We start from the raw sequence: 18362 nt of genomic DNA, 5'->3' as shown, positions 1-18362 counted from the left end.
GGGAGCGTTGTCGATTGTCCCCGAAAGCGCCCCCGCTCCGGCGGGGGCATCCATGCATCGTCAACAATAGCCAGGAAGGTGCCCGGGCGCAAGGGCGCCGCGCCCCGAAGGCCGCTGCGGGCTTGGCAAGGGCGGCCCCGGTCTGCTATCCCAGCCGGACCACGACCCCCAGCAGGAGAACCCCGCCATGCAGCTCAAGAGTCCCCAGTTCGCCGACGGCGGCGCCTTGCCCATCCAGTACACCGCCGAGACCAGCGACTTCGCCCCGGCGCTGACCTGGGACGGCGCCCCCGAGGCCACCCGGAGCTTCGCCCTGGTCTGCGAGGACCCGGGCGGGCCGGACGGACCGTGGACCCACTGGCTGGTCTACGGCATCCCCGGCGCGGTCTTCATGCTGGCGGCCAAGCTGCCGCGCATGGCCGAGCACCCCTCGGGGCTGCGCCAGGGGCAGAACGACTGGGGCCGCCTGGGCTACAACGGCCCGCTGCCCGGGCACGGCAGCGGACGCTACGTCTTCACCCTGCACGCCCTGGACGTGGACCTGGACCTGCCACCCCAGGCCAGGCGCCGCGAGTTCGACGCCGCCCTGCGCGGGCACGTGCTGGCCTCGGCCAGCATCACGGCCACCTACGGCGGCAGCTAGGCTCTCCCGGCTTTCGATTGTGCCTGCCCGCAGCGCCGGGAAAGCCCTGGGCGTCGTTTCTGCAAACGACGCCCAGGGCTTTTCCGGTGCCCGCAGACCGTTGCGCGGCGGCCCCGTTTTCCTGCATGATGACGGTTGAAAGGCCCGCGCCGCGCGGGATGCGCCCCGGGCCGGGCCGTGCTATGATCAGGCACACCCTGTGACCCGGGAGCCGCCCATGCCTGCCCCAGCCCGCCGCCTTGCCGCCCTGGCCCTTGCCGCCCTGGCCCTGACCCTGGCCGCCTGCGCCGGGGCGCCGCGCGCCCTGGCCCCGGTGCCCGCCGCCCTGCCTGGCGACCCCGCGCTGCACCCGCCAGACGCCGCCTTCGCGGCCCGGGCGGTGCTGGGGCGCATCCAGGGCGCGGCCCCGCGCGGGGCGGGCTACGCCCCCGAGGCCGCCGCCGTGCTGGATCGCCAGCCCTTCGCCTACCCCGGCTTCGAGGTCGTGGCCCACCGCCTGCTGCGCTACGCGGCGCCAGCAGGCGCCCCGCAGGCGCGCACGGCCTCGGGCAGCCTGGTGCTGGCCGACCGCTACGGGCGCGTGGCCGGGCTGCTCTACGACGTGACCTACCGCCTGGCCGGGGGCGCCCTGCTCCTGGAGCGGGCCTCCGTGGCGCCCGTGTACCGCGAGGCGGCCAGCGTGCGCGTCTTCCTGGTACCCAAGGACCGGCTGCCCGGGCCCGCCCCGACCTGGGAGCAGGCCTACGCGGCCATGGCCGCCCTGGACGCCATGCCCCCGGAGGGGTTGCACACGCCGCACCTGCTGGGCACCCACGCCCTGGTGCTCTTCGTCATGGAGCGCATGCACCCGGACACGGACCTGCGCCTGGACTTCCCCATCCCCGAGGTGGACATGCCCCTGGACACGGTGCGTCTGGTGCCCGGGGCCTGGCGCGACTACGACGGCTGGCGGGTGGCTGTGGTGGAGATCTCACCGGGCACCATGGCCGGGCGCGGCGGGCCGGGGCCCGGGGCCGGGCGCGGAGCCGGGGGCTGAAGCCCTAGAAGGCGAACAGGACGTACCCCGCCGTGACCAGCGCCATGGACGCCGCGCGCAGGGTCTGGCTGGCGACGATGAGCCGGACCGCCACGCGCTGGGGGAAGATACCCGCGTAGTAGGGGTACTGGTGGCGGATGGTGCGCATGGGCGAGGACAGCACGTTGCCCAGCAGCAGCGTGAGCACGGCCATGTTGGGGGCGATGGCGCCCTGGTCCAGCAGGGGCCGCAGGGCCGAGAGCCCGGCGGCCAGCTCGCCCGTGGATTGCAGGGCCACCACCGAGATGACCTGCGGCGGCAGCCAGGACAAAAAGGACAGGTGCGTGGCCATGAAGGTTTCGATGGCCGTGAACAGCCCCCACTCCTGGAGCAGGAAGAACAGCGCGTAGACCGGCACGGTGATGCCCAGGATGCGCCGGATGCGCCGCGAGAAGCGCGACAGCGCCCGGCCCAGGGCCTCGCGCAGGGAGTGCGGCTTCTGCTCGTCCAGGCGGCAGGGGATGCAGCCCTCCTCCAGGGGCGGGTTGAACAGCCGCCCCGCCAGGACCACCGCCCCCGTGCGCAGCACCGCCGCCAGCACCGCCAGCCCCACGTACACGTCGGCCAGCTGGCCGACGATGGAGCGCGTGATGGCGTACATGGTGGGCAGGTGCAGGAAGAAGGTCGGCATGCTGTTGAACAGGTTGGAGAACAAAAGCTCGCGACCCGTGATGCGGCCCCGGGCGTGGGCCTCGGCCAGCATGGTGTTGGCCGACACCCCGGAGAAGAAGGCCATGGAGAACGCGGCGCCGCTCACGTCGGTCAGGCGCGCGGCGCGGGTCAGCGGCGTGGCCAGCACGGCCACGAAGCGCACCCAGTTCAGGGCCTCGATGAGCGTGCCCACCAAAAGCCCCAGGGAGACGAAGAAGCACAGGCGCACCAGGGGCCAGCCCAGGCCCTGCCACAGGGCGGCGAGGTCCATGTCCACCGGCGGCCCCGCTACTCGCCGTCCGGCATTTCCAGCCCGGCGGCCCGCAGCTCGGCGGCGTCCATGGTGAAGCTGTGCTCCGGCCCGGGGAAGGCGCCGGAGCGCACCTCGGCGCAGAAGGCGGCCATGGCCTGGGTCGCGGCCTGGCCCAGCTCGGCGTAGCGCTTGACGAAGCGCGGGGCGAAGCGGTCGAACAGGCCCAGCACGTCGTGGGTCACCAGCACCTGCCCGTCGCAGTGCGGCCCGGCGCCGATGCCGATGGTCGGGATGCCCACGGCGGCAGTGGCGGCCCGGGCCACGGGCGCGGGCACGGCCTCCAGCACCAGGGCGAAGCAGCCCGCGTCTTCCAGGCGCCGGGCGTCGTCCAGCAGGGCCCGGGCGGCCCAGGCCGTGCGGCCCTGAACCTTGAAGCCCCCCATGCGCGCCACGCTCTGGGGCGTGAGCCCGATGTGGCCCATGACCGGGATGTCCGCACGCACGATGGCCTCGATGCGCCCCAGCACGCGCTCCCCGCCCTCGACCTTCACGGCCCCGGCCCGGCCCTCGGCCAGGAGGCGCGCGGCGCCGCGCACGGCGTCGGCGTCGCAGGCCTGGTAGGAGCCGAAGGGCATGTCGGCCACCACCAGGGCGCGTTCCACGCCGCGCGACACGGCGCGGGTGTGGTGGACCATGGCGTCCAGGCCCACGGCCAGGGTGTCGCGCTGGCCCAGGCCGACCATGGCCAGCGAATCGCCCACCAGGACCATGTCCACCCCCGCCGCGTCGGCCAGACGGGCCAGGGCGTAGTCGTAGGCGGTGAGCATGGTCAGCCGCTCGCCGCCCTTGCGGGCGGCCACGGACGGCACGGTCACGGATTCGGTCTTGGTCACGGCTCCTCCTTGGGCTGGGGCACCCGGCGCGCGGGCGCCACGGTAGCAACAGCGCGGGTCCGGCGCAAGGGCGGCAACGGCAAGGCCCCCGGCGCTCGCGCGCCGGGGGCCGGAAGGTCGCGGCCCGGGGCCGGGGCTAGATTTCCTGGATCATCCAGACCATGCGCCCGATGATCTTGTCGCGGTATTCCTCGAAGCCGAAGTGCTGGTCCGCCAGAGCGGGGTTCTCGGCGCGCAGCACGAAGCGGTTCTTCTCCGCCTCCAGGAACACCCGGCGCACCACCAGCCCCTCGAAGGGCAGCAGCACGCCGTAGACCTCGCCGGACAGCACGCTGACGTGGTCGCGGTCCAGGCCCACGAAGGCCCCGCGGCGAATCAGCGGATCCATGCCCGTGCCGTCCATGCGCACCACCAGCAGCGACTTGCGGTCGAAGGCCTTGGGGATGGCGATCTTGCCGGCGGGCTGGGGCTTCCAGCCGCCGTCCTCGGCGGTGCCCCCGGCCATGGCGTAGTAGGTGACCACCTTGGCCGAGGCCATGGGCTCGCCGTAGGGCGAGCCCTCCTCGCGCAGGGTCTCGGACAGGGCGGGCTGGTCGAAGGGCTTGTAGCCCTCCTTGGTCTTGATGTACTGCGGGCCGCGCCCCAGGGCCAGCCAGTCGGGGTTGAGCCCGAACTCGCGGAACAGGGTCAGGAACCAGTCCGCCGGCACGGAATCGCGGCGCTTGGCGTCGGAGATGCTGGATTGGCGAATGCCCAGCACCTGCGCCAGCTCCACCTGGGTCCTGGTCCCGGTGGCCTCTTTGATGCGGTCCACCACCGTTTCGAAATTCTCACCGTATTTTTTCCCGGATTTTCCCATCGCTTTCTTCTCTCAGGAACCGTTTTGCTGTTGACCGTCCAGCGGCGTGGCTATATAGTCGATTGCGTCAGGACCACGCCATGGAAATCGGTAAACAAATTGACGAAAATAACCCGACCCGTCAAGCCCGGCTGCGGGCATGGCTGGCGTTGCACAAGATCCGGTACGGCGACCTGGCTCTGGCCCTGGGGGTTCACCCGTCCATGATCACGCGCATCGTCAGCGGCGACCGCGCCCCGGCCCGGCGCATCAGGCAGCTCGCAAGGCTCGGTATCCCCCGCGAGCTGCTCCCGGAGCCCTCTAGGCCGCCCGGCAGGCCACCTGGCGCCAAAAACGCACCGCGAAAGGCCGCGCAGCCTTCCACGTCGATTTCGGACCGTTCAGAGTGAAGAATCGTAGTGCGGGTCGCACTTTCCGGCGGGGCACACCCGCTGGGTCACAGACGATTCCGGGCGCGCCGCCTGCGGAAATCCAGGGATCCCCGCGCGCGACACGACCCGCCAGCCCGTCCCCCTCAGGCGTTTTCGTATGCGATGATGAATCCCCGTGACGCATTTGTCAATCCACAACCTGCCGCGCCCGGCGGCCGCAACGGCCGCCCTCCAGAGATATCGCCCTGGCTTTTCCACAAAACAGACTGTGCGCGTACGGAAATTCCGCGCCGGGCCCGGCAGCGCCCGGTGCACAAAATCGCTCCACAGATATTTGCGAGAGAACAAAAGGCGGCCCGCCTGGATCCAGGCGGGCCGCCTTCTTGACGGCTGCGGGCCGGGGCCCGGGCTTCGACCTAGCGGAAGTGGCGCAGGAACTCGCTGTCCGGGGTCAGGATGACCCGGGTGCTTCCCGCAAGGCTCTTCTCGTAGGCTTCCAGGCTGCGCTTGAAGGTGTAGAAGTCCGGAGAGGTCTTCAGGGCCTCGCCGAAGATGCGCGTGGACTCGGCGTCGCCCTGGCCGCGCAGCACCTGGGCCTCGCGCTCGGCCTCGGCCAGCAGCAGGGCCCTGTCGCGGTCCGCCATGGACTTGATCTTGGCGGCCTCCTCCTGGCCCTCGGAGCGGTACTGCTTGGCCTGGCGCTCACGCTCGGCGCGCATGCGCCCGAAGATGGCCCGCTCGTTCTCCGCAGGCAGGTCGGTGCGCTTGATGCGCACGTCCACCAGCTCGATGCCGTACTCGCGGATCAGCTCGTCGGAGCGCGCCAGCACCTCGGCCATGATCTGGGGCCGCTTCTGGGACACGATCTCCTGCAAGGTGTAGCGGCCCAGGGCCACCCGCAGCTGGGCGTAGATGATGTCGTCCAGCCGGGCCGTGGCCGCGCGCTCGTTGTTCACCGTGCGGTAGTACTGCAAGGGGTCCACGATGCGCCATTTGCTGAAGTTGTCCAGCAGCATGGCCTTCTTGTCCTCGGTGAGGATCTCGCGCGGCTGGGAGTTGTGTTCCAGGATGCGCGCGTCGAAGACGGTCGCGCTCTGGATGAAGGGCTTCTTGAAGTGCAGGCCGGGCTCCTTGGCCCCGCCCACGGGCTTGCCCAGCTCCAGGACGATGCCCGTCTGGGTCTGGTGCACCAGGAACATGCTCTGGGACAGCACCACCAGCGCCGCGCCCAGGATGCCCAGCAGCCATCCGTTTCGCTTGCTCATTGCGCACCTCCGGCCTGGGGGGTCTGCGGTTCGGAGGACGCCGGGGCCTTGGCCCGGGGCAGCCTGTCCAGAGGCAGATAGGGCACGACCCCGCCGCTGGCCTTGGAGTCGATGATGATCTTTTCGAGCTCGGGGTTGGAGAGCACGGTTTCCATGGTCTCCAGATACAGGCGGGTCTTCGTCACGTCGCGGGCCTTCTCGTACTCCTGGAGCACGGCCAGGTAGCGCGCGGCGTCGCCCTGGGCGCGGCGGATGCGCGTCTCCTTGTAGGCCTCGGCCTGGTTGAGCAGCACCGCCGCCTGACCCCGGGCCCGGGGCATCAGGTCGTTGCGGTAGGCGTCGGCCTCGTTGATCAGCCGGCTCTTGTCCTCGCGGGCGGAGGCCACGTCCTTGAAGGCGTCGATGACCTCGTGGGGCGGATGCACGTCCTGAAGCTGCACGGCCACGACTTGGATGCCGCTCTCGTAGCGGTCCAGGATGCTTTGCAACAGGTCGGTGCTGTCGTTCTGGATGCCCAGCTTGCCCGTGGTCAGCACGGTGTCGATGAGGTTGTAGCCCACCACCTCGCGCATGGCGGCCTCGGCGGCGGCCTTCACCGTCTCGTGCTGGCTCTTGACGTTGAACAGATACTGCTTGGCGTCCCTGATCTTGTACTGCACGATGAACTGCACATCGACGATGTTCTCGTCGCCGGTGAGCATGAGCGATTCCTGGTCCACGGCGCGGGCCTGCGACCCGGCGCCCGCCGAGCCCCGGAAGCCGATCTCCACGCGGTGGATCTGCGTCACCTTGGGCGTTTCCACGCTCTCGATGGGGAACGGCAGATGGTAGTGCAGCCCGCTTTCCGTCAGCCGGGCGAACTTGCCGAAGCGCAGCACCACACCCTGCTCGTCGGCGTTGACGATGTACAGGCCCGACAGGGCCCACAGCACCACCACCGCCAGCAGGATGAACTTGCCCGCCGGGAAGTTGAACTGCCGCAGCCGCCGGACCTCGAAACCGAAATCACCCAGGCCCGGCCCGCTCGCGCCGCCGGACGGCCTCTGCCGTTTGTTCTGCTGTTGCAGCTTGTCCCAGTCCCAGTTCATAGTCCCCTAGCTCTAAGGCTTCGGCGCGCGCAGGTCAAGCCTTGCCGGGCGCCCGGCCCGGGAATCCGCCCGCCCCGCCGGGCGCGCCGGGCGCGTCCTTGGGCCTTGCAAGCCCGGCCCGGCAAGGGTAGGGTCCACTCTGGGCACATCCGGTCCGCCAGGGCGGACGCGGCACACAAACAGGGCAGCGGAGGAGCGATGAAACCGGTCAACAAGGAAGTCTTCAGGGCCTACGACATCCGCGGCGTGGTGGACAGGGACTTCGACGAGCAGTGGGTCGAGACCCTGGGCCGGGCCTGCGGCACCTATTTCCGGCGCAAGGGCCACACCCGGGCCGTGGTCGCCCACGACTGCCGCCATTCCTCCCCGGGCTACCAGCAGCGCATGATCGCCGGGCTAAGCGCCTGCGGGGTGGACGTGCTGTTCCTGGACATGGTGGCCACCCCGCTGTTCTATTTTGCCGTCAAGACCCTGGGCTACCGCGCCGGGGTGATGATCACCGCCAGCCACAACCCGCCGGAGTTCAACGGCTTCAAGGTCTGGGAAGGTGACTCCACCATCCATTCGGAGGAGATCACCGCCGTGTACGAGATCATGGCCGCCGGGCGTTTCGAGTCCGGCTCGGGCGTGGCCGCGCGCCACGACATCGTGCCTGCCTACCTGGACGCCCTGGCCGCGCAGGTGCGCCTGCCGCGCCCGGTGCGCGTGGTGCTCGACGGCGGCAACGGCGCGGGCGGGCTGGTCTGCGCCGAGCTTCTGCGGCGCATCGGCGCCGAGGTCCTGGAGCAGTACACCGAGCCCGACGGCGACTTCCCCAACCACCACCCCGACCCCACGGTGCCCAAGTACATGACCGACCTCATCGCCCGCGTGCCCGCCTCGGGCGCGGAGCTGGGCATCGGCCTGGACGGCGACGCCGACCGCATCGGCGTGGTGGATGAAAAGGGCGCCATGGTCTACGGCGACAAGCTGCTGGCCATCTACGCCCGCGACATGCTCACCCGCCACCCCGGGGCCACGGTCATCGGCGAGGTCAAGTGCACCCACCTGCTCTACAAGGACATCGAGGCCCACGGCGGCCAGGCCATCATGAGCGCCACCGGGCACTCGCTCATCAAGGCCCGCATGCGCGAGACCGGCGCCCTGCTGGCGGGCGAGATGAGCGGGCACATGTTCTTCGCCGACCAGTACCACGGCTTCGACGACGCCCTCTACGCCGCCCTGCGCATCGTGGACATCGTGGCCCGCACCCCGGGGGCGCCGCTGTCCGGCTACCTGGACGACTGGCCCGTGACCTGCAACACCCCCGAGCTGCGCGTGGACTGCCCCGACGCCCTGAAGTTCCAGGTGGTGGCCCGGGCCCTGGAGTATTTCCGCACGCGCTACGACGTCATCGACGTGGACGGGGTGCGCATCGTGCTGCCCGACGGCTGGGGGCTCCTGCGGGCTTCCAACACCCAGCCCGTGCTGGTGCTGCGCTTCGAGGCCCAGTCGCCCCAGCGGCTGGAGGAGATCCGCCGCCTCGTCGAGGAGCCCCTGGCCCGCTGGATCGCCGAAATGTCCTGACCCCCGGCCAGGCCGGAACAAATGGAGTCCGACCCACGATGAAAATACTTGCCGCCAACCACATGGAACGCTGCATCGGCTGCCACTCGTGCTCCCTGGCCTGCGCGCGCCTGGTGCACGACAGCCTGAGCTGGATCCGCGCGGGCATCCGCATCGGCTCCGCAGGCGGGCTGACCACCGGCTTCGAAGCCCGGCTGTGCGTGGCCTGCAACCCCGCGCCCTGCGCCCTGGCCTGCCCCACCGGGGCCTTCGCCCAGCGCAAGGGCGGCGGGGTCGTGGTCCAGCGCGCGCTGTGCATCCGCTGCGGCGAATGCGCGGCCCACTGCCCGGTGGACGCCATCCTCATGAGCACCGAGGACGGCTACCCCTACGTATGCATCCACTGCGGGCGCTGCGCCCAGTTCTGCCCCCACGGCTGCCTGGAGATGATCGACGTGCAGGACCGCAAGCCCCGCCCCCTGCCCGCCGAAGCCCTGGAAGGGGAAGAGGAGGAGCACACCCATGGCTGACCGTCCGTTCCACATCATGCATGTGAACCTGGAGACCGGGCGCGGCGAGCGCGCCGACTTCTCGGCCCCGGACGAGTGCCTGGGCGGCTCGGGCCTGGCGGCCCGACTGTTCGAGAAATACGGCGGCCTCGACCGGCCAGCGTTCAGTCCCGCGCAGCCGCTGATCTTCGCCATCGGCCCGCTCACGGGGCGCTACCCGCTGATGAGCAAGGTCGTGTGCGGCTTCAAGTCGCCCTACACCGGGCAGTACGCCGAGTCCCACGCCGGGGGCCGCCTGGCCCTGGCCCTGCGCTTCGCGGGGTTCGACGCCCTGGTGATCACGGGGCGGGCAAAGCGCCTGTCGGCCCTCACCGTGGCCGGGCGCAAGCTGGCCCTGGCCGACGTGGAGTACCTGCGCGGGCGCGACGTGTTCAGCACCGGCAAGCACCTGCGCCACAAGAGCGGCGCCTCGGGCCACCGCAGCATCCTGCGCATCGGCCCGGCGGGCGAAAACCTGCTCGCCTACGCCTGCATCAACGTGGATTCCTTCCGCCACTTCGGGCGCCTGGGCTCGGGGGCGGTCATGGGCGCCAAGAACCTCAAGGCCGTGATGGTCGTGGGCGACCGCGAGCTGCCCCTGGGCGCGGGCAAGGAATACAAGAAGATCTTCAAGGATATCTACGCCAAGCTGACCACCACGGACATGATGAGCAAATACCACAACCTGGGCACGCCCCAGAACGTGATCCCGCTCAACGAGCTGAACGCCCTGCCGTGGAAGAACCTTCAGCAGACCTCGGACCCCGGGGCCGAGGGCATCTCGGGCGAACGCTTCGCCGAGCAATTGCTGCTGCGCCAGACGGCCTGCTCCGGCTGCCCCGTGGGCTGCATCCACATCGGGCTGCTGCGCGAGCAGTTCGCGGGCGAGCACGAATACCTCTACCGCCAGGTGTCCTACGACCACGAGCCCATCTTCGCCTGCGGGGCCATGCTCGCCCTGTCCAACGCCTCCGACGTGCTGGCCGTGCTCGACGCCTGCGAGCGCCAGGGCATGGACGTGATGAGCGCGGGCGTGGCCCTGGCCTGGGCCGCCGAGGCGCTGGAAAAGGGCGTCGTCACCGAGAAGCAGACCGTGGTGCCCCTGCGCTTCGGCCAGGCCAAGGGCTTCATCGCGGCCATGGACCTGCTGGGCTCGCGGGCCAACGAGTTCTACGAGATCCTCGGGCGCGGGGCGCTGGTGGCCGCCGAGCACTACGGCGGCACGGACTTCGCCTGCGTCCTCGGCCAGGAGATGGCTGGCTACGCCACGGGCGAGGTGTTCTTCGTGTCCCAGGCGCTGGGCTTCCGCCACTCGCACCTGGACAGCGGCGGCTACTCCTACGACCAGAAGGCCAAGGACAAGGACGTGGGCAAGGCCGTGCGCTTCATGGTGGACGACGAGAAGGGCCGGGTCATGCTGACCTGCATGGTCTCCTGCCTGTTCGCGCGCGGCATCTACACCCCCGAACTGCTGGCCGAGGCCCTGGACGCCGCAGGCTTCCCGGCCACGGCCCAGAACCTGGACGCCCTGGCCAGCGAGGCGCAGCGCCTGCGCTGGCGCCTGAAGCTGGACACGGGCTACGACCCCGGCAAGGTGACCATCCCGCGCCGCTTCAGCGAGGTCGTCACCTGGAAGGGCGCCATGGACCAGGGCTACATGGACGCCCTGCGCGGCGCCTACGCCAAGGCCATAGTGGACCTGGGCGCCCGGCAGGAGTAGGCTGCCCGCAGGCCCAACGCCATCCGCCCACTGCAACCAGGGGGTCTGCCCGTGCGCAAGAAGTTCATTCTCGCCGCCCTCGTCGCGGCAGCCGTCGTGGCGGCCCTGTTCTGGACCACGGGCCGCCGCGCGGGCGAGATCCAGGTCCTGGCCACGGCCAAGGTCACGCGCGGCACCGTGCGCAGCCAGCTCGAAGCCACGGGCATCGTCAAGGCCCAGGTCGGGGCCATCGTCAAGATCGGCGCCCAGGCCACGGGCCGCCTGACCTCCATGCGCGTGAAGATCGGCGACAGCGTGCGCGAGGGCGACCTCATCGCCCAGATCGACGACCGCGAGGCGCGCACGGCCCAGGCCGAGGCCCAGGCCCGCCTGGAGCGCGAGCGCGCCGAGCTGGCCCGGGCGCGCGCCGTGGCCCCGCTGTCCGTGGCCGAGGCCCAGGCCGACCTGGAGGCCGCCGAGGCCGAGGCCGCCTACGCCGCCGACTTCGCCGCGCGCCAGCGCACCCTGTTCGCCCAGGGGCTGGTGGCCCGCGACACCCTGGACGACGCCGCCCAGAAGGCCCAGGTCAAGGACGGCGCCCTGCGCGCCCGCCGGGCCGCCCTGGAGCGCACGCGCACCGAAACGGAAAAGACCCTGCACAAGGCCAGAAAGGCCGTGCGCGAGGCCGAGGCGGCCCTGGAATCCATCCAGACCCGCCTGAGCTACACGCGCATCGTCAGCCCGCTCACGGGCGTGGTCAGCCAGGTCACGGTCCAGGAGGGCGAAACCGTGGTCGCCGGGCTGGAGGTGGCCAACCTGATCACCGTGCTCGACCCCACACGCCTGGAAATGTGGATCTACGTGGACGAGACCGACATCGGCCAGGTGCGCCCCGGCCTGCCCGTGGAGTTCCAGGTGGACGCCCTGCCCGGGACCTCCTTCCACGGCACCATCGACCAGATCTACCCCGAGCCCGAGGTGCGCGACAACATCGTCTACTATCAGGCCCTGGTGCGCATCACCCCCGAGCAGGCCCAAAGCCTGCGCCCGGAGATGACCACCCAGTGCCAGATCATCGTCGAGGTCAAGGACAACGTGCTGGCCCTGCCCAACGCGGCCCTGAAGTGGGTGGCGGGCGAGCAGGCCGTGTACGTCATGCGCGCGGGCAAGCCCGAGCGGATCATGCCCGAGCTGGGTCTGGCCGGGGTGAGCGCCACCGAGGTTCTCTCGGGGCTGGCCGAGGGCGACGAGGTGGCCGTGCAGCTCGTGCTGCCCGGCACCAAGGCCCCGCAGGGCGCCCAGGCCCCGCGCACCCCGCAGGCCCCCCCCGGGCCGCCCAGGGGCCGCTCGTGAGCGACGCCCCGCTCATCCGCCTGGCGGGCATCGGCAAGCGCTACGAAACGGCGGGCGCGCCCACCGAGGTCCTGCGCGACGTGGACCTGGACATCGCCCACGGCGACTTCACGGCCCTGCAGGGGCCCTCGGGCTCGGGCAAGTCCACCCTGCTGCACATCCTGGGCCTGCTCGACCGCCCCACCTCGGGCCGCTACGAGCTGGAAGGGCGCGACGTGTCCACCCTGGACGACGACACCCTCTCCGGGCTGCGCAACCGCACCTTCGGCTTCGTGTTCCAGAGCTTCCACCTGATCCCCTACGTCTCGGCCCTGGAAAACGTGCTGCTGCCCGGGCTCTACGGCCCGCGCTCGCGCCGCGAGTTGACCGCGCGCGCCCACGCCATCCTGGCCCAGGTCGGCCTGGCCGACCGCGCCCAGTTCCGCCCCGGGCAGCTCTCGGGCGGCCAGCAGCAGCGCGTGGCCCTGGCCCGGGCCCTGCTCAACGAGCCCTCGTGCATCTTCGCCGACGAGCCCACCGGCCAGCTCGACTCGACCACCAGCCGCGAGATCATGGAACTGCTGGCCCAGATCAATGCGGGAGGCACCACGGTGGTCATGGTCACCCACGACCCGCAGACCGCCTCCTTCGCTACCTCGGCCATCCAGCTGCTGGACGGGCGCATCCAGGCCCATGGGTGAGACCCTGCGCCACCTGGGCCGCGCCCTGGCCTTCGCCCTGGAAGCCGTCTGGGCCTACAAGCTGCGCAGCGTGTTCGTGGCCTCGGCCATCGCCCTGGGCATCGCCGCGCTGACCATCATCGTCACCAGCGTGGACGGCGCCCAGCGCAAGGCCCTGGAGATCGTGGACACCTTCGGGCCCGACGCCGTGTTCGTCCTGGGCGGGGACATCATGTCCCGCGCGCCGGGGCGGCGCAGCATGACCCTGACCTGGGATGACGCCCGGGCCATGGAGCAGTCCCTGCCCGGGGCGTATCTGGTGGTGCCCATGCGCGCGCGCATGGGCCTGCGCGCCCGCGCGGGCAGCCGCAACACCGACCTGCCCGTGCTCGTGGGCTCCACCGAGGGCTACGTCCAGGCCTGGAACTGGCCGCTCTCCGAGGGCCGCGACATCTCCGCCGCCGACGTGCAGCACGGGGCCAAGGTCGCGCTCATCGGCGACGCCATCGCCACCAGCCTGTTCGGCGCGGCCTCGCCCCTGGGCCAGGTGGTCTATGTGGACAACCTGCCCGTGCGCGTCATCGGCAGGCTGGCCTACCGCGGCGTGGGCGCCGGGCACGGCACCATCGACGAGCGCATGATCGTGCCCATCAGCACCCTGACCCAGCGCTTCAACCTGGACCGCAAATACTTCCGCGCCCTGCGCGTGAAGTTCCACCACCCCGAGCGCATGGCCGCCCACGTGGAAAACCTGCGCTCCCTGCTGCGCCACCAGCACGGCCTGACCGGCGACGCCCCCGATGACTTCACCCTGCTCACCGCCGACCAGATCCTGCAATTCATCGGCATGCTCAAGGGCAGCCTGGTGGCCTTTCTGGGCGTCACGGCCACGGCGGCCATGGTCGTGGGCGGGTTCGTGCTGGCCAACCTGTTCTACATCAGCGTCAGCGAGCGCACCGAGGAAATCGGCCTGCGCAAGGCCATGGGCGCCACAAGCTGGCAGATCACCGCCCAGTTCCTGCTCGAGGCCGCCCTGCTGACCCTGGCCGGGGCCCTGGCGGGCATGGCCCTGGGCATGGGCCTGGGCCAGCTGCTCTCGCGCCTGGGCGTGCTGGAGATCCTTTTCTCGGCCAAGGTCTTCTTCCTGGCCCTGGGCGCGGCCCTGGCCATCGGGCTGATCTTCGGCCTGCGCCCCGCGCGCCGGGCCGCCGGGCTGGAGCCCGTGGCCGCCCTGCGCGGCGAGGGCACCTGAGCCGCGCCCGGCCCGGCGCCTTGACGGGCCCCTGCCCCGGCGGCTACCGTGCGCCCCATCCACGCCACGCGCGACGCGAGCCGCGCACAACCCTCCGAGGAGGCCCATGCGCCGAGGTTTCTCCCTGCTGCCGCGCCACACCGGCGAATCCCGGGGCATGAGCGCCGTGCGCATGCTGCTGCTCATCTGCGTGTTCGCGGGCGTGGCCTGGCTCTACACGCGGCATTTCGACCGCACCCTGGCCGACATCCAGAGCCGCGCCGCCGTGCACGACGCCAGCGGCCTGCTGGACTCCGGGCAGCTGCGCCAGCTGCGCGAATTCGCCGCCCTGTTCCGCGACGAGTTCGGCATCGAGCTGGTGCTGCGCATCAACCAGGGCCCGGTGGAGGTGCCGCGCCTGAAGTCCAAGACCCTGTTCCTGGGCCTGGACATCCAGGCCCGGACCCTGATCGTCGAATACCCCGCCTGGATGCGCCGGGCCCTGGGCGAGGAGTTCACCGCCGACCTGGAGACCGCGCACATGGCCCCCTACTTCGAATCCGACAGCTGGCCCACCGGGCTCATGATGGCCCTCAAGCGCATCTGGGACCGGCTCATGGGCCTGGAAACACGAGAGACCCCCGCGCAATGACCGACTCCCCGACCCCGGTGACCATCCACACCGACGGCTCCTGCCTGGGCAACCCCGGCCCCGGCGGCTGGGCCTGCGTGCTGACCATGGGCGACACGCGCAAGGAATTCTCGGGCGGCTACCGCCTGACCACCAACAACCGCATGGAGCTCATGGCCGTCATCGAGGCGCTGTCCAGGCTCACGCGGCCCTGCGCCGTGGTGCTGCACTCCGACTCCCAGTACTTCCTGCACGCCCTGACCAAGGGCTGGCTCAGGAACTGGAAGCGCAACGGCTGGCAGACCGCCGCCAAGAAACCCGTCAAGAACCGCGACCTGTGGCTGCTCCTGGACCCGCTGCTGGCCGCCCACCGCATCGACTACCGCTGGGTCAAGGGCCACAGCGGCGACCGCGAGAACGAACGCTGCGACCTGCTGGCCCGCCGCGAGGCCGCCACACCCGGCCAGCCCGAGGACTCCGGCTTCGAACCCTGAGGGCGCCCGCGCCCGGCCAGAGCAGCGGACAGCAGGCCCAGGGGGCTCCGCCCCCGGCCCCCCGCCAGGGGCCAACGGCCCCTGGACCCCGCACGACGGCCCGGGCCGCGCGGCGCTTTGCCGCATGCCCGGGCCGCAGGCGGCGTGCGCGATGGGGGAGCAGACCGCCCGCGCCCTGCCCGCCTGCGGCTCTGCCCGAACCCTGCCCGCGCCCGCCCGGCACATCTTGCCGCCCGGGCAGGCGCCGGGCATCCACGCCTTGAACATTCTTGACTTTTCTTCACCGTTGCCCACCCCGGCACGCTCCTTGCGATACGCCCCGGCGAGGGAAATTGTTTCCCCGGTTGTGTGCGGTTTACGGTTGAAGGAGAGCATCATGGGCTTGGGCGCCTTGTACATCGGGGCCACGGGGCTGAAGACCCACGGGTCGGGCATGCAGAACATTGGCAACAACCTGGCCAACGTGAACACCCTGGGCTTCAAGAACACCGACATCCACTTCTCCACGCTGATCAGCCAGACCATGACCACGGCCAGCAATCCGCTGACCACGGGGTTCTCGCAGGCAGGCCAGGGCGTGGGCGTGGGCGCGGTGCTCACGGATTTCCGCAACGGCGGGTTCATGGCCGGCAGCGCCACCACGGACCTGGCCATCTCGGGCAAGGGCTTTTTCCGCGTGGAGCAGGACGGCGTGATTCGCTACACCCGCGCGGGCAATTTCCGCTTCGACAAGAACGGCTTCCTGGTGGACCCAAACGGCTTCCGCGTCCAGGGCAAGGCCGTCACGGACGGCGTGGCCGGAAGCACGGGCGACATCCGCCTGCCCCTGGACGAAAACGGCGAGATCACCGTGCCGCCCGTGGCCACCACCGACGTGATGATGGGCATGAACGTCGGCACCATGATCGACGCCACCACCAGCACGGGCAACCCGTTCTTCGCGCTCTTCGAGGCCTGGAACGGCGCCACGGCGGACGGCCAGCCCCTGGGCGCGGGCACCTACGGCTACGAGAACACCATCCGCGTCTACGACTCCCAGGGCAACGCCCAGGACCTGACCGTCTACCTCGACAAGGCCAGCGTTTCCAACGCGGGGGGCAAGTCGTACTACGAGTTCGTGGTCGGCACGGCGCCGCAGGCCGACGGGCGGGCGGGCATCGCGGGAACCTCCGCCGCCGGGCGGATCATGACCGGCACCCTGACCTTCAGTTCCACGGGCGAACTGGAGGGCGTGTCCGCCTTCACCTACAGCGGCAGCGGCGACCCCAGCGACCTGGCCAACTGGACACCCGCCGCCCTTTCGGAGTCCGGCGCGCCGTCCTTTTCCATGACCTTTGCGGGGACCCCGCCGGGCACCGCCGACATCGGCCTGTCCTTCGGCCTGACGGGCTCGGGCTGGACCTCCGCCGTGGCCAGCGCCGCCGACATCGGCCACGACAAAACCCTGCTGCCGACCATGGCGGGGGCCACGGCGGGCAGCTTCGCCACCACGGGCCGGGCGGGCAGCTCCGTCACCGTCTACCAGACCCAGGACGGCAACCCCATGGGCTGGCTCATGAACCTGGGGGTGGACGCCGCAGGCACCATGATCGGCTACTTCACCAACGGCGTGAAGCAGGAGCTGGCCCAGATCCCGCTGTACACCTTCGTCAACGAATGGGGCCTGCGCCGCGAGGGCTCCAACCACTTCTCGGCCACCGGCGCCTCGGGCGAGGGCGTGGAGGGCGTGGCGGGCACCGTGAACTACGGCACCATCGCCCAGTCCACCCTGGAAGGCTCCAACGTGGACATGGCCGAGGAGTTCACCAAGATGATCATCACCGAGCGCGGCTTCCAGGCCAACTCCAAGGTCATCACCACCCAGGACCAGATCCTGCAGGTGCTCTACCAGCTCAAGAAGTAGCGCGGGCCCCGGGCCGCAGCACGAAAAAGGGCGCGCCCCGCCGGGGCGCGCCCTTTTCGCATCCTGGCCGCGCGGGGCTACAGGTTCAGGCTCTTCTTGATGTACTCGTAGTCGATGTTCGAGCTGACCAGCTGCGCGCCCTGGCGGATCTTGATCACGTCGCGCAGCTTGTGGCGCGAAAGGATGGTTTCCATCTTCTTGGCCACGGAGAAGGTGTCCTCGCGCACGATGACGATGGGCACTTCCAGGACTTCCGAGCGGGTCAGGATGATATCGTTGGGGTAGAGGTTGCCCGTGAGCACCAGGCAGGGGCAGTTGCCCTCCAGGGCCACGAGCTGCACGTCGGAGCGGTCGCCGCCGACGATGACCGCCGAGTTCTTGTTCTTGCGGAAGTGGGTCATGAAGTTCTCCACCTGCATGGTGCCGATGAGGAAGTTCTCCACCACCTTGTCCGCCTTGTTGTGCGAGGAAATGACCTTGCCACCCAGGCGCTCGGCCAGGTCCGAGACCTTGATGGCGCCCATGAGCGGGTCCTTGGGGATGACGCCCAGCACCCGCACACCCAGGCGCTCCAGGCAGGGGCGCAGCATGGTCTCCACCTCGTCCATGAACGTGGGGGGGATGTCGTTGAGCACCACGCCCAGCAGCGCGTCGCCCAGGGCCTCCTTCATGACCATCAGGTAGTCGTACTTCAGCTCGTCGTGGAAGCGGTCGATGACCACGGCCTTGAGCCCCAGCTCGCGGACCACGGTGATGGCGTCCACGTTGCAGTACTTGCCCGAGTACATGCTGCCCGAGCCCGCCACGATGGTCACGTCGTTGCCCTGGGCGATCTTGGCGTAGGCGTCGCGGATGCCGCCCATGAGGTCGCCGCACTGGCCCGAAAAGGCCTTGACCTTGAAGTCCTGGGTCACCAGCACGGGGGTCACGTCGCCCGCGGGCTCCGAAAGGCCCAGGATGTTCTGCACGAAGTAGGCATCCTCGTCCCAGGCCGTGCCCTCGACTTCCGTGGGCATGGCGCCCACGGGCTTCATGTAGCCGACCTTGAAGCCGTCTTTTTGCAGCTTCAGCCCAAGGCCCATGACCACCATGTTCTTGCCCGAAAAGCCCGCCGTGGAGCCGATGTAGATTCCCGCCATGGTCTTGCCGTCCTCCTCGCTGTCGTCGGTCCTGTCTAATCCATTTTCGCGGCGTTGCAAAT

The 18362-nt window shown here is 70.3% G+C and carries 18 protein-coding genes; 12 read left to right on the top strand and 6 right to left on the bottom strand.

What is annotated here, in order from left to right; all coding sequences use genetic code 11:
• Nucleotides 1–187: 187 nt before the first annotated feature.
• A complete protein-coding gene (locus G495_RS16865) occupies nt 188–643 on the top strand; it encodes a YbhB/YbcL family Raf kinase inhibitor-like protein (RefSeq protein WP_035250375.1) in 456 nt (151 codons plus the stop codon).
• A gap of 217 nt (nt 644–860) precedes the next feature.
• The gene (locus tag G495_RS0100735) at nt 861–1679 is read left to right on the top strand and encodes a hypothetical protein (protein ID WP_028586233.1); all 819 of its coding nucleotides are present in this window, start codon (nt 861–863) and stop codon (nt 1677–1679) included.
• Nucleotides 1680–1683: 4 nt separating this feature from the next.
• Here G495_RS0100735 and G495_RS0100730 read toward each other — a convergent pair whose 3' ends face one another.
• The 3 genes from G495_RS0100730 to G495_RS0100720 all read right to left on the bottom strand — a co-directional run bounded on the left by G495_RS0100730 (nt 1684) and on the right by G495_RS0100720 (nt 4329).
• Nucleotides 1684–2640 carry a membrane protein gene (locus G495_RS0100730; protein ID WP_028586232.1) on the bottom strand — a complete coding sequence of 319 codons (957 nt, stop codon included), beginning with the start codon at nt 2638–2640 and terminating at the stop codon, nt 1684–1686.
• A gap of 17 nt (nt 2641–2657) precedes the next feature.
• Nucleotides 2658–3515, bottom strand: coding sequence for a 3-methyl-2-oxobutanoate hydroxymethyltransferase (gene panB, locus G495_RS0100725; protein ID WP_028586231.1), 858 nt, complete (start codon nt 3513–3515; stop codon nt 2658–2660).
• Nucleotides 3516–3651: 136 nt separating this feature from the next.
• Nucleotides 3652–4329 (bottom strand): LexA family transcriptional regulator, encoded by a 678-nt coding sequence (locus G495_RS0100720; RefSeq protein WP_245588331.1) that lies wholly within the window; start codon nt 4327–4329, stop codon nt 3652–3654.
• Between the two features lie 125 nt (nt 4330–4454).
• On the opposite strand from G495_RS0100720, the gene G495_RS20760 reads away from it, so the two are divergent.
• Complete coding sequence (locus G495_RS20760) at nt 4455–4763, top strand: helix-turn-helix domain-containing protein (RefSeq protein ID WP_084457666.1); 309 nt, start codon at nt 4455–4457, stop codon at nt 4761–4763.
• Between the two features lie 398 nt (nt 4764–5161).
• Here G495_RS20760 and hflC read toward each other — a convergent pair whose 3' ends face one another.
• Nucleotides 5162–6010 carry a protease modulator HflC gene (gene hflC / locus G495_RS0100715; protein ID WP_028586229.1) on the bottom strand — a complete coding sequence of 283 codons (849 nt, stop codon included), beginning with the start codon at nt 6008–6010 and terminating at the stop codon, nt 5162–5164.
• On the bottom strand, nt 6007–7098 hold the full coding sequence (gene hflK / locus G495_RS0100710; protein ID WP_028586228.1) for an FtsH protease activity modulator HflK: 1092 nt from the start codon (nt 7096–7098) through the stop codon (nt 6007–6009). Before hflK ends, hflC begins: the two co-directional genes overlap by 4 nt.
• A 198-nt stretch (nt 7099–7296) precedes the next feature.
• Here hflK and G495_RS0100705 point away from each other — a divergent pair, with 198 nt between their 5' ends.
• From G495_RS0100705 to G495_RS0100665, 9 genes are all read left to right on the top strand, one after another.
• Nucleotides 7297–8664 carry a phosphomannomutase/phosphoglucomutase gene (locus G495_RS0100705; protein WP_028586227.1) on the top strand — a complete coding sequence of 456 codons (1368 nt, stop codon included), beginning with the start codon at nt 7297–7299 and terminating at the stop codon, nt 8662–8664.
• Nucleotides 8665–8702: 38 nt separating this feature from the next.
• Nucleotides 8703–9173 (top strand): 4Fe-4S binding protein, encoded by a 471-nt coding sequence (locus G495_RS16860; protein WP_051444922.1) that lies wholly within the window; start codon nt 8703–8705, stop codon nt 9171–9173.
• Entirely contained in the window at nt 9166–10911 is a 1746-nt protein-coding gene (locus G495_RS0100695) for an aldehyde ferredoxin oxidoreductase N-terminal domain-containing protein (RefSeq protein ID WP_028586226.1), read from the top strand. The genes G495_RS16860 and G495_RS0100695 overlap by 8 nt, the downstream gene beginning before the upstream one ends.
• A gap of 51 nt (nt 10912–10962) precedes the next feature.
• Complete coding sequence (locus G495_RS0100690; RefSeq protein ID WP_028586225.1) at nt 10963–12243, top strand: efflux RND transporter periplasmic adaptor subunit; 1281 nt, start codon at nt 10963–10965, stop codon at nt 12241–12243.
• Nucleotides 12240–12923 (top strand): ABC transporter ATP-binding protein, encoded by a 684-nt coding sequence (locus G495_RS0100685; RefSeq protein ID WP_028586224.1) that lies wholly within the window; start codon nt 12240–12242, stop codon nt 12921–12923. The genes G495_RS0100690 and G495_RS0100685 overlap by 4 nt, the downstream gene beginning before the upstream one ends.
• On the top strand, nt 12916–14154 hold the full coding sequence (locus G495_RS0100680; protein ID WP_051444920.1) for an ABC transporter permease: 1239 nt from the start codon (nt 12916–12918) through the stop codon (nt 14152–14154). Before G495_RS0100685 ends, G495_RS0100680 begins: the two co-directional genes overlap by 8 nt.
• Before the next feature lie 106 nt (nt 14155–14260).
• Nucleotides 14261–14785: a hypothetical protein gene (locus G495_RS0100675; protein WP_028586222.1), complete on the top strand. Its 525-nt coding sequence runs from the start codon at nt 14261–14263 to the stop codon at nt 14783–14785.
• Nucleotides 14782–15258: a ribonuclease HI gene (gene rnhA, locus G495_RS0100670; RefSeq protein ID WP_035250372.1), complete on the top strand. Its 477-nt coding sequence runs from the start codon at nt 14782–14784 to the stop codon at nt 15256–15258. Before G495_RS0100675 ends, rnhA begins: the two co-directional genes overlap by 4 nt.
• A gap of 376 nt (nt 15259–15634) precedes the next feature.
• The gene (locus G495_RS0100665; protein WP_028586220.1) at nt 15635–17161 is read left to right on the top strand and encodes a flagellar hook protein FlgE; all 1527 of its coding nucleotides are present in this window, start codon (nt 15635–15637) and stop codon (nt 17159–17161) included.
• 77 nt (nt 17162–17238) lie between these two features.
• Here the strand turns inward: G495_RS0100665 and G495_RS0100660 are convergent, their stop codons facing one another.
• Nucleotides 17239–18300 carry a phosphotransacetylase family protein gene (locus tag G495_RS0100660; RefSeq protein WP_028586219.1) on the bottom strand — a complete coding sequence of 354 codons (1062 nt, stop codon included), beginning with the start codon at nt 18298–18300 and terminating at the stop codon, nt 17239–17241.
• Between the last annotated feature and the right edge of the window lie 62 nt (nt 18301–18362).

This window comes from Desulfocurvus vexinensis DSM 17965, assembly GCF_000519125.1.
In the GTDB taxonomy this organism is placed as follows: Bacteria; Desulfobacterota; Desulfovibrionia; order Desulfovibrionales; family Desulfovibrionaceae; genus Desulfocurvus; species Desulfocurvus vexinensis.
The sequence above is the reverse complement of the archived record's forward strand: the minus strand, read 5'-3'. Positions and strand labels throughout refer to the sequence as shown.